The organism is Croceicoccus mobilis (assembly GCF_001661965.1).
In the GTDB taxonomy this organism is placed as follows: domain Bacteria; phylum Pseudomonadota; class Alphaproteobacteria; order Sphingomonadales; family Sphingomonadaceae; genus Croceicoccus; species Croceicoccus mobilis.
In genome coordinates this window covers 1-9,749 of the sequence record NZ_LYWZ01000023.1, presented here as the reverse complement: position 1 = coordinate 9,749, position 9,749 = coordinate 1, and the positions used below count along the sequence as shown (strand labels likewise).

The window sequence follows — 9,749 nt, the reverse complement described above, 5'->3', positions numbered from 1 at the left end:
GTCGTGCAAGTTCCTCGCCCCCTTTTCGATTACATCTCGATCCGGGCACCGAACATGATGATCCGGCCGAAATGATTGTTCTCATAGTTCCGGCGCGCATCGTTATCGGTCCAGCGATAGCGATACTGGTCGGTCAGGTTGTTGCCATCGAGCATGAGTTCGATGTTGTCGGTCAGCTTGTAGCGGACCGCCGCGTCGAGGTTGAACGTGCTCGAGAAGCCTTCGAGGAAGTTGCCGTTGCCGCTCGACCCGGTGTTGTAACCGTCGCGATAGGCACCCGACACACGGACCGAGAAGGTGCCGTTGTCGTAATAGACCGTACCGTTGGCCGAATATTTCGAAACGCCCGGGAAGGTGATGACATAGACATCGTCGCCGAAAGCGAAATCCTGTTCGGAATCGACATAGGTGACATTGCCCAGCACGCCGAAGTCCGACAGCGCATCGCTGAAGGCCGAGAACGGCAGGTTGAGGCCAACCTCGATACCCTGGATCGTCGCGCCTTCGCCATTGGTGGTGGTGCGCGCCGTGAACAGGCGGTCGGGATCGGTGCCATTGACGATCGCGTCATAGGCGGGCGTGCCGTTGGTGAGCAGCGAGGTCGGAAGACCGCTCTGCGCATAGGTCAGGTCCTGGATGATGCCGACCGGGAAGCTCTGCACTTCCTTACGGAACAGCGCCAGCGAGGCGATCGCGCCCGGAGCGAAATAATATTCGAACGACAGGTCGTAATTCCACGCCCGGTACGGATCGATATACGGATTGCCCGAAGAGATGCCGAAGTTGAATTCATCGACCGAACCGCCCGGCGTGAGCGAGCCGAGGCTGGGGCGGGTGATGACCTTCGCAGCGGCAGCGCGGATGATGAAATTGTCGGCGGGGAAGAAGTTGAGGTTCACCGCCGGCAGCAGATCGTCATAGCTGCGCTTCACCGTCACGTACTGACCGTTGTTAAAGCCGCTCGAGGTCTGATTGGTCTTCGCATAGCGCATGCCGAAATTGCCGGACATGCGGATAAAGGTCTCGATCTCGAAGCCGGTTTCGAAATAGCCGCCATAGACCTCTTCGGTCACGCCGCGCTCGTCGCCCTGACGGGTGACGGCGGGAATGTCGTAAAGGCCGATGAAATCGGTGGTGGCACCCAGGTTGGGCACGACCCATTGGTTGGTGTTGCCCGATGGCTGGCCCGCATCACCCAGCTTGAACAGTTCGGCAAGATCGCTGGTGACCGGCGCGCCATAGGCCCCATCGGCACAGTCGAAGGCCGAACAATACTGGCTGTCACGACGCGCGCTGGTGGTGAAGAAGTCGAACTCGCGCCAGAACGGGCCGGTCTTGATGGTCAGCCCATCGGTCGGCTCCCACTCGAGGTCGAGCGCGATCGTCTTGAACTTGTTGTTCACCTGGCTCGGGCGGTCGCGGAATTCGGCCAGCTGGAAATTGGTCGGATCGGTCACATCGGTGCCGAAGACCAGCAGCGGGCTCTTCATATTGGTGTAGTCGTAGGAATATTCGCCGTCGCGGTCGTCGAAGATGATGGTGGTTTCGACCGGGATCGTCGCGTCCGACTTCGAGAAGCCGCCCGACAGGCGGGCAAGGAAAGTGTCGGTGAAGAACTGCTCGATCTTGCCCGAGATCTGGTAGAACTCGGTCTCGCTTTCGCGGTGATAGCGTTCGTTGCGGATCCACGCATTGGTCAGATCGGCGCTGATGACATTATTGTCGCCGTCGATCACGTAGTTCGACAAGTCGATGTCATCCTCGTTCGAGCGCAGCAGCACCTCGCCCCAATATTCGTCGCGGTCTTCCTTGAATTTGGAATAGAGGCCGTCGATTTCGATATTGGTGTCTTCGCTGGGCTTGAACTGGACCGCGGCGGTGGCGCCCAGGCGTTCGCGTTCGTGGTTTACAAGGCCATAGCGCGGGATACGCGGGTGGAAGGCGCTGGTGACTTCCATGCAGCCGGCATCGGCGGGGTTGGCCGGACAATTTACGCCGTCGACCGAATTGAACTGCGCATTATTGGCCCAGCGGACCGAATTATTGCCCAGCTCCGCAGTTTCATACTTCGACCATGCCACCGATGCCGAAACGCCAAAAGTTTCGTCTTCGTTGTTCCACGCGGCAAGGCCGGCGAGGCGGGGCGAAAGATCGTCGTTCAGGTCGTTATAGCGCCCCTGTGCGGACACCACGAACTTGCTGCCCGCGCCATAGGAGAGAGGGTTGCCGGTCGACAGGTCGATAACCGCGCCCAGCGATCCCTCGTCGAGGCTGGCCGAAGCGGTCTTGTGCACGACGATGGAATTGAACAGCTCCGATGCAAAGACGTTGAAGTCAAAGGCGCGGTCGCGGTTCGACGATGCACCGTCGGTCGAGGTGGCGATGGTCTCCATGCCGTTGACGCGAACGCGGGTGAACTGTGCGCCCAGGCCGCGAACGGTGATCGCGCGTCCTTCGCCTGCGTCACGCTCGATCGCGACGCCGGGGATACGCTGCAGCGATTCGGCAAGGTTGGTGTCGGGGAACTTGGCGATGTCCTCGGCGACGATCACATCGACCTGACCGACGGATTCGCGCTTGGCGGAAATGGCGGCGTTCAGCGACGCGCGAAAGCCGGTGACGACGATCTCGTCCGCGCCGACGGTCTGCTCCACGGCCTGTTCCGCCGCTTCCTCGGCATCGGTGTCGGCTGCGTCCTGCGCAAAGGCGGTCTGCGGCGCGAGCAATGCGCTGCCGAGAAGCAGCGCGGTCTTGTAGCTGTTGAATTTCGTGAACTTTTTCATCTCATCCTCCCCTGGTCCCGGATGTTTGACACCGGTTTCCTAGAGGGGAGAAAAAAATCGCCCTCAGCATCCCGAATCTCCCACCCGGTTTTTGGTAACCGGTGTCATAACCTATTGCCGAGGCGGTCCCGGTCTGTCAAGAAGCTAGCAATTGGGAGAAAGATGAATGTTGAAAACGCGTAACTTTTCGCAGATTTCCGCCGTTCTTGCAGCTGGCGCAGCCATCATGACTCCGGCCAGCGCGCAACCGGGCGACCCGACCGAAGGCGGCCAGGGCGGCAAGATCGTAAAGGTCACGACACTCGCGAAAGACGGTCCGGGCAGCCTTGCCGCGGCGCTGGCTATGAAGGGCAAGCGCATCATCGTGTTCGAGGTTGGCGGCGCGATCGATCTCGGCATGTCGAGCCTGAAGATCGACCAGCCCTATGTCACCATCGCGGGGCAGACCGCGCCTTCGCCCGGCATCACCTTGATGCGCGGCGGGATCGACGTGACGACCCATGACGTCAAGATCAGCCATTTGCGCGTAATGACCGGCGATGCAGGGCAGGAAAAGATGTCGGGCTGGGAAGCAGACGCTTTTTCAACCGCTGCCGCGCATGACGTGGTGATCGAGAACAACACCTTCATGTGGGCGGTGGACGAAAACATGTCGGCGAGCGGGCCGCGCTTTGGCGGCGGTGACACTGTCGCCGAATGGCGTAAGGCGACCAGCCATAACATCGTCTTCCGGCTTAATTTCGCAGCCGAAGGCCTTGCCGATTCGAGCCATCCCAAGGGCGAACATTCCAAGGGTTCCCTGATCCACGACAATGCCACCGGCATCGTGTTCGACCGCAATATCTGGGCGCATAATGTCGAACGTTCGCCGCTGGTGAAGGGCGGCGCGCAGGTGCTGATGGTCAACAACTTCATCTATGATCCGGCGCTGCGCGCGGTTCATTATAATCTGATGGACCTTGAATGGACCGATCACCAGCATGTCGCCGGAGAGATTACCGCTGTCGGCAATGTCATGCGTGGCGGCAATTCGACGGCAGAGGATCTGCCTTTCCTGATGCTGGGCGGCGTTGGCGACCTGAAATATTACGGGCGCGACAATATCGCGGTGGACCGCCACGGCGAAAAGCTGCCCATGTTTGGAACCTATGGTCAGACCAGCGCAAAGCTGATCGAGGAAGCCGAGCCGCTTGCCAGCCTGTCCGGTTATGATCTGATGCCGTCCAAGGAAGTCGAGACCTATGTGCTGCGTAACGCCGGAGCCCGTCCGTGGGATCGCAGCGATGAGGAAATCCGCGTCCTGTTCTATATTGCCGAAGGCCGCGGCCACACCATCGACAGCCAGGAGGAAGTGGGGGGCTATCCCAGCTTTCCGGAAACCCGCGCGAAGTTCGATGCCTCCAAATGGGATCTCAAGTCGATGACGCCGCTCAGCGGCGTTTATCCGGGCCAGAAGGTCGAGGCGCAGGAGGCTTTGAGCACGCGCGACAAGGCCATGCGGGCCACGGCGAAATGATCGCGGCGCTCCCCGGTTTCAGGGCGGCGGCGAGGCTTTCGACCGCGGCCCCGCTGATGGCCTGCGCGGCATGCGCATTGGCGCAGGAGCCGAAGGTGGCAGAGGCCCCGCCGATGGTGGTGGTCGACGAAGCCGATGTCACCGTCCGCGAGGCACCGCCGCACGGCGCGATCGGCATGTCGACCGCCTATCGCATATCGGACGCTGCTCCGCAGCCGCGCACCATGGAGTTTCGCCGCCGCGTGCTCGACGTGGGATCGGCCATCGGGGAACATGTGATTGCGCATGACGAGGTGTACTATGTCACCGCTGGCACGGGCATCGTGATTTCCGACGGCGTAGAGGCCGCGCTTTCGCCGGGCAAAGCAGCCTATCTTTACGACGGCGCGGTCGTCGGAATCCGCCAGACGGGAAGCGAACCCTTGTCGATCATCATCGCCTATCCTGTCGCCAGATAGCATTATGCTGCACCCGCCTAAGGGTGCAGCATAAAGGCTTCAGGGCCGCAGCAGGCGTCGCATCTCGGGCACTTCGCTCGCCAGCTCGTCAGCCATGACCGCGGCAAACAGCTTGCCCCCGAATTCGCCGAGATGGGTATAGTCGTAGACCCATGTCATCTTTGCCACGCGCAGCGTGTCTGGCACCGGAGCAGGGGTGGGGCGGCCGGTCGCCGAAGGCAGTGTTTCACCATCGATGGCTGCGGCGGCCGCCACCTGCGGCGGGGCCGGAATCTCTGCCAAGAGGTTTTGCACCGAGGGGCCCATTGCCTGCACGATCTGCGTGCTACGCCCGTTGAGGTCGACCAGTGGAGTATCCGTTTCCGCAGCAATCTGCCTGATCGCCTCGGCCCATGGGTCGAGATCGCGTTCCACTTCACCGTCCCTGAACAAACGCCGTGTCAGCGGCGTAAACAGAACCGGCACCGCACCCGCTTCCCTTGCTTCGCGGACATAGCGGCGCATGTTCGCGGGAAATTCGGATTTCAGGTCGGTCGAGCGGCCCGGCTTTCCGGGCTGGTCGTTATGACCAAAACCGATCAGCACGAAGACGGTGCCATAGCCTGCGACCTTCATCTCGTTAAGCGCCACGTCCCACAGTCCTTCAGCGCGATACGAACCGCTGCTGCGCCCATTGCGCGCAAGGTTGAGGCAGGCGGTCGGATGGGTGGTGTGATGGGCGCAGAACATCGGGCCCCAGCCATTGCCGGTGGCGGTCGTGGAATCGCCGACGAGGATGATCTTGTTCACCCCTTCGACCGTGCTGGTCTCGGTCGCCATCTCCGCCTGCGGCGGCCCGGCCTGCGCCGAAGCAGTCATCGCGGCGAACAGGGGCAGCGTCACGGCTGCCGCAGTGAAGAGTAATGGTCGCTTCATGTCAGATCCCCGGCTGGATATAGGGCGCGCTCGACCACATCTCGCGCTGCCATTGGCGCGGATCGTCGACCATGGCGATCGCGTCTTCGCCTACCATCAATGTCGCCCGGCGGGGCAGGTCATAGGCCGCCCAGTCTGCCAGTCCGGGGGTGCCGTCCCGGGCAAGGCCGGTAAAGGCCCGCATCATCGCCGCGCTGATCGCGCGCGCCCGCTTGCCGGTGCCGGAATAGCTGCCCTTTGCGTCCAGAGTGCCAAAGACATAGGGCAGGTCGTCGGTATGCGCCGCCCCCCGATCGGGATCGATGGGGGAGGGGCGGTCGAGCTGATACACCCATGTCCTCTCTGCGCCTGCCTTCGCGCGTTCGTCGGCTTCGATCAGCTGGCCGGGCCAGCTGCGCCCATCGGTCGTTGCGGCGTAAAACACCTCTTGCGCCGACCAGTCCGGGAAATGTCGGCGATATTGTGCGACCACGTAATCGGGGCGCAGGTCGATGCGGATATTGGGCCGCACGCGCTCGGCAATGTTCGACCAGTCCAGCCCCTGCACATAGGGGCTGTCCGTTCCGATAAAGGCCCGCGTTTCATCGGTCGTGTTGCCCAGGATCATCGGGATCGCCAAGGATTGCGGCGCGGCATCGGGCCAGAACGGGTGGCGCGGCAGGTTCACCATGTCGAGCACCGGCCCGAAATAGAGACTGCCCCCCAGCACTGGATCGGTGGCCGAAAGCCCCTCGACCAGTCGCTCGGTCGAGAGAGACTTGAGCGCATCGACATCGCCTGTGGGCAGGCTGAGATATTCAAACAGTGCGGTGATACGTTTCAGCGCATTGGTCGGGCCGCTGGCGGTGACCTGCTGGCCGCTCATCGTCGCAGCCGAATGGAACAGTCCCTTGGCGGCAGGCATGGCCATCAATGTCGCGATCTTCGCGCCGCCGCCCGATTGGCCGAACACCATGACGCGCGCGGGGTCGCCGCCGAATTTCGCGACATGGTCGCGCACCCATTGAAGCGCACAGATCAGGTCGAGCTGACCCAGATTGCCGCTGTCGGCGAATTGGGGGCCAAAGGGGGCGAGCCAAGGATAGCCGAAAACGTTCAGTCGCTGATTGACCGTGACCACGACGACATCGCCCTGACCTGCCAGATGCTGACCGCGCGTGACGGGATCGGTGACAGTGCCGCCATTATAGGCGCCGCCATGGAAATAGACCATGACGGGGCGGCGAGCCGCCGGATTGGCATCGGGCGTCCAGACGTTGAGGAACAGGCAGTCCTCGCTCTGCCTTTCGCCGGTGTCGGCGCGCTGCGGGCAGATCGGCCCGAAATTCTTTGCCGGTGTCGGCTCTGCGGGGAAAGGCAGGGGCACGGCCCGCTCAAACCTGCGGGCGGTGGCATAGCGGATACCCAGAAAGGCATCGACGCCTGCCTGCCTGATTCCCTCAAAGCCGCCGACGCGGGGCGGTGATTTCGCCTTTGCCGTCGATGCGCCCAGCAGGCCTGCACCCAGCAGGCCGCCCTTCAAGATGGTGCGACGCGTCGAGCCCCTACCGCCGGACATCGCCTCCCGATGGGTTGAATTCATGGAGTTCCTCTTCCGTTGCCAGGATCATGTCGCCTGGCACGCCATGTTTGAGCGCGGCCAGGGCCAATCCGGTTTTTGCCATTTGCTTTGCATCGCCGCCGCCAAGCCAGCTGTAGATCACGCCCGCGGCATAGGCGTCGCCGGTGCCGATGCGGTCGACGATGTTCTCGATCCGGACCTCGTCGGTCTGCCAGTGGCTGGCGCGCAGGTCGATCCGGCCCGCAAGGCGGTGGGTGCAGGCGGCCTCTACATGCCGCGCGGTGCTGGCGATCAGCTGAAGGTTCGGGAACGCCTCGAACGCCGCCTCGCTCGCTTCGCGGCGGCGGTCCGCGCCGTCGCCTGAAAATGTCTTGCCCAAAAGCAGCGAGATGTCGCGGTGATTGCCGATCATCAGCGTGGCCGCACCGACCAGTTCGGTCAGGATGGCGCGCGGATCGCTGTCCCACGCATCCCACAGATTGGCGCGGTAATTGCCGTCGAAACAGATCGGGACACCTGCGTCCTTCGCCGCGGCGACGGCGGCGCGCGCGAGTTCCACGCCTGCGGGCCCCAGCGCCGGGGTGATGCCCGACATGTGCAGCAGGCTCGCCCCTTCCAGCGCCTGCGCAAACGGCAGGTCGGCAGGATCGGCAAGCGCAAAGGAACTGCCCGCGCGGTCATAGGTGACGCGCCCCGCGATGGGCCCAGCAGGCGGCTCGAACCAATAGAGCCCGATACGCCCGCCGCCCACGCCCGCCGGGACAGACGCGATAAAGCGCGTGTCGCTGCCCGCCGCGCCCAGCGCCGCCTTTGCCTTGCGGCCCAGCGGATTGTCGGGAACGACGGTCAGCATGCGCGTCGGCACGCCAAGGCTGGCAAGGGCTGCCGCGACATTCGCTTCGGCCCCGCCGACATCGATGGCGACACCGCCCGCCTGTTGCAGCGGTATTGCGCCCTGCGGCGAGAGGCGCAGCAGCATCTCGCCAAAGCAGACGACGGGGCCGACCATCGTTTCTATCACCGGCCCAGCCAGCCACCGTCAACGGCAAGGACCTGCCCCTGCACGTAATCGGCGGCGTCGCTGGCAAGGAAAACGGCGGCTCCGCCGATGTCGCTGGGCTTGCCCCAGCGGCCTTCGGGGATGCGTTCCACGATCTGGCGGCTGCGTTCGGGATCGGCCTGCAGCGCGGCGGTGTTGTTCGTCGCGATATAGCCGGGTGCGATGGCGTTCACATTGATGCCCCTGGTCGCCCATTCATTGGCGAGCAGCTTCGTCAGCCCGCCCACGCCCGACTTGCTGGCGGTATAGCTGGGCACGCGAATGCCGCCCTGAAAGGTCAGCAGCGAGGCGATATTGACGATCTTGCCGCGCTTGCCGTCCTGGCTGGACCAGCCGGTCATGTGGCGCGCTGCTGCCTGGCACAGGAAGAACAGCGTCTTGAGATTGGTGTCCATTACCGCGTCCCAGTCCTCTTCCGAGAAATCGAGCGCGTCGGCGCGGCGGATGATGCCGGCGTTGTTCACCAGAATGTCGAGCGATCCGAGTTTCTCGACCACCGTGTCGACGACCTCGTTCACCGGTTCGATGCTGGAAAGATCGGCGCCGATCAGCTCGCAGCGGCGGCCCAGTGCCTTCACTTTCTCGCAGGTCTCGGTCGCGGCGCTGCGGCCGACCGCGGCGATATCCGCGCCCGCTTCGGCCAGCGCGAGGGCGATGCCCTGGCCGATGCCGGTGTTCGCGCCGGTGACGACCGCCACGCGGCCGGAAAGATCAAAGGGGCTCTTCGTCATTGCATCCTCGCTGTCTGCCGCCGCCCGGCGCATGGCGGGGCGGCGGCACTGGTCATCCCATCTTGCCGGAATATCTGTCCGGCAGGCCCCGATCAGAGGCTCTTGAGATAGGCGCTGATCTCTTCGTCCTGAGAGTTCGCGTAGAAATATTCCTCGAAACGCTCGCCCGATACCGCGGTCTTGAGGAGGTCCTGGTCCACGCTCTTGAGCACGGTCAGCATGTCCTTGCACGACGCGGCCTTGAGGTCTGCCAGCACGCCGCGGTTCTTGGCCATGACGGCGGCGCGTTCCTTGGGATAGCCGACGCCGCTCTCGCCTTCGAACAGCTTGCGATAGCAATCCTGCAGGTTGAGTTCGGCAGCCCAGCCAAAGCCCTTGGCATAGGGCATGGCGATGGCGTTGCCGTCGTTGATCTGGGCAAACAGGAACGCATCGGTCGGGTCGATGACCAGACCGCAGAACACGCCCGGCATCGCATTGCAGGCCAGCATCGAGCCGGTGCCCGTGCCGCAGCCGGTGACGACGAAATCGGCAGCCTTCGCATTGAGGATCGAGGCGGCAAGCAGACCGACCATCGGATAGGTCAGGTGCGCCTTGTCCTCGGGCGTGTACATCCCGTAATTGTAAACCTCGTGGCCCAAAGGCTCCACAACCGACTTCAGCGCATCTTCAATGATGCAGTTCTTCGCGGCCTGGCTGTTCTCGGTGATGACGGCAATCTTCAT

The 9,749-nt window shown here is 63.1% G+C and carries 8 protein-coding genes; 2 read left to right on the top strand and 6 right to left on the bottom strand.

Annotated elements, in window-relative coordinates; translation table 11 throughout:
• Positions 1-29: 29 nt before the first annotated feature.
• A complete protein-coding gene (locus A9D13_RS12140) occupies positions 30-2,783 on the bottom strand; it encodes a TonB-dependent receptor (RefSeq protein ID WP_066774140.1) in 2,754 nt (917 codons plus the stop codon).
• Between the two features lie 166 nt (positions 2,784-2,949).
• Here A9D13_RS12140 and A9D13_RS12135 point away from each other — a divergent pair, with 166 nt between their 5' ends.
• Positions 2,950-4,299 carry a pectate lyase family protein gene (locus tag A9D13_RS12135; RefSeq protein ID WP_066774138.1) on the top strand — a complete coding sequence of 450 codons (1,350 nt, stop codon included), beginning with the start codon at positions 2,950-2,952 and terminating at the stop codon, positions 4,297-4,299.
• Between the two features lie 56 nt (positions 4,300-4,355).
• Entirely contained in the window at positions 4,356-4,757 is a 402-nt protein-coding gene (locus A9D13_RS12130; protein ID WP_066774614.1) for a cupin domain-containing protein, read from the top strand.
• Between the two features lie 39 nt (positions 4,758-4,796).
• Here A9D13_RS12130 and A9D13_RS12125 read toward each other — a convergent pair whose 3' ends face one another.
• The 5 genes from A9D13_RS12125 to A9D13_RS12105 form a co-directional block, all read right to left on the bottom strand.
• A complete protein-coding gene (locus A9D13_RS12125; RefSeq protein WP_066774136.1) occupies positions 4,797-5,672 on the bottom strand; it encodes a rhamnogalacturonan acetylesterase in 876 nt (291 codons plus the stop codon).
• 1 nt (position 5,673) lies between these two features.
• The gene (locus A9D13_RS12120; RefSeq protein WP_229665421.1) at positions 5,674-7,254 is read right to left on the bottom strand and encodes a carboxylesterase/lipase family protein; all 1,581 of its coding nucleotides are present in this window, start codon (positions 7,252-7,254) and stop codon (positions 5,674-5,676) included.
• Positions 7,217-8,242, bottom strand: a complete 1,026-nt coding sequence (locus A9D13_RS12115) for a sugar kinase (protein ID WP_066774132.1) — start codon at positions 8,240-8,242, stop codon at positions 7,217-7,219. The genes A9D13_RS12120 and A9D13_RS12115 overlap by 38 nt, the downstream gene beginning before the upstream one ends.
• 8 nt (positions 8,243-8,250) lie before the next feature.
• Positions 8,251-9,024, bottom strand: a complete 774-nt coding sequence (gene kduD, locus A9D13_RS12110) for a 2-dehydro-3-deoxy-D-gluconate 5-dehydrogenase KduD (RefSeq protein ID WP_066768412.1) — start codon at positions 9,022-9,024, stop codon at positions 8,251-8,253.
• Positions 9,025-9,116: 92 nt separating this feature from the next.
• Positions 9,117-9,749 (bottom strand): RpiB/LacA/LacB family sugar-phosphate isomerase (locus A9D13_RS12105; protein ID WP_066768387.1); only part of this gene is annotated, 633 nt, incomplete at its 5' end.

Excerpts from the sequence above, each read along its gene's own strand:
- A9D13_RS12130 (WP_066774614.1), top strand. The coding sequence starts at position 4,356 with ATGGCCTGCGCGGCATGCGCATTGGCGCAGGAGCCGAAGGTGGCAGAG.
- A9D13_RS12140 (WP_066774140.1), bottom strand. The coding sequence starts at position 2,783 with ATGAAAAAGTTCACGAAATTCAACAGCTACAAGACCGCGCTGCTTCTC.
- A9D13_RS12115 (WP_066774132.1), bottom strand. The coding sequence starts at position 8,242 with ATGGTCGGCCCCGTCGTCTGCTTTGGCGAGATGCTGCTGCGCCTCTCG.
- A9D13_RS12135 (WP_066774138.1), top strand. The coding sequence starts at position 2,950 with ATGTTGAAAACGCGTAACTTTTCGCAGATTTCCGCCGTTCTTGCAGCT.
- A9D13_RS12125 (WP_066774136.1), bottom strand. The coding sequence starts at position 5,672 with ATGAAGCGACCATTACTCTTCACTGCGGCAGCCGTGACGCTGCCCCTG.
- kduD (WP_066768412.1), bottom strand. The coding sequence starts at position 9,024 with ATGACGAAGAGCCCCTTTGATCTTTCCGGCCGCGTGGCGGTCGTCACC.
- A9D13_RS12120 (WP_229665421.1), bottom strand. The coding sequence starts at position 7,254 with ATGAATTCAACCCATCGGGAGGCGATGTCCGGCGGTAGGGGCTCGACG.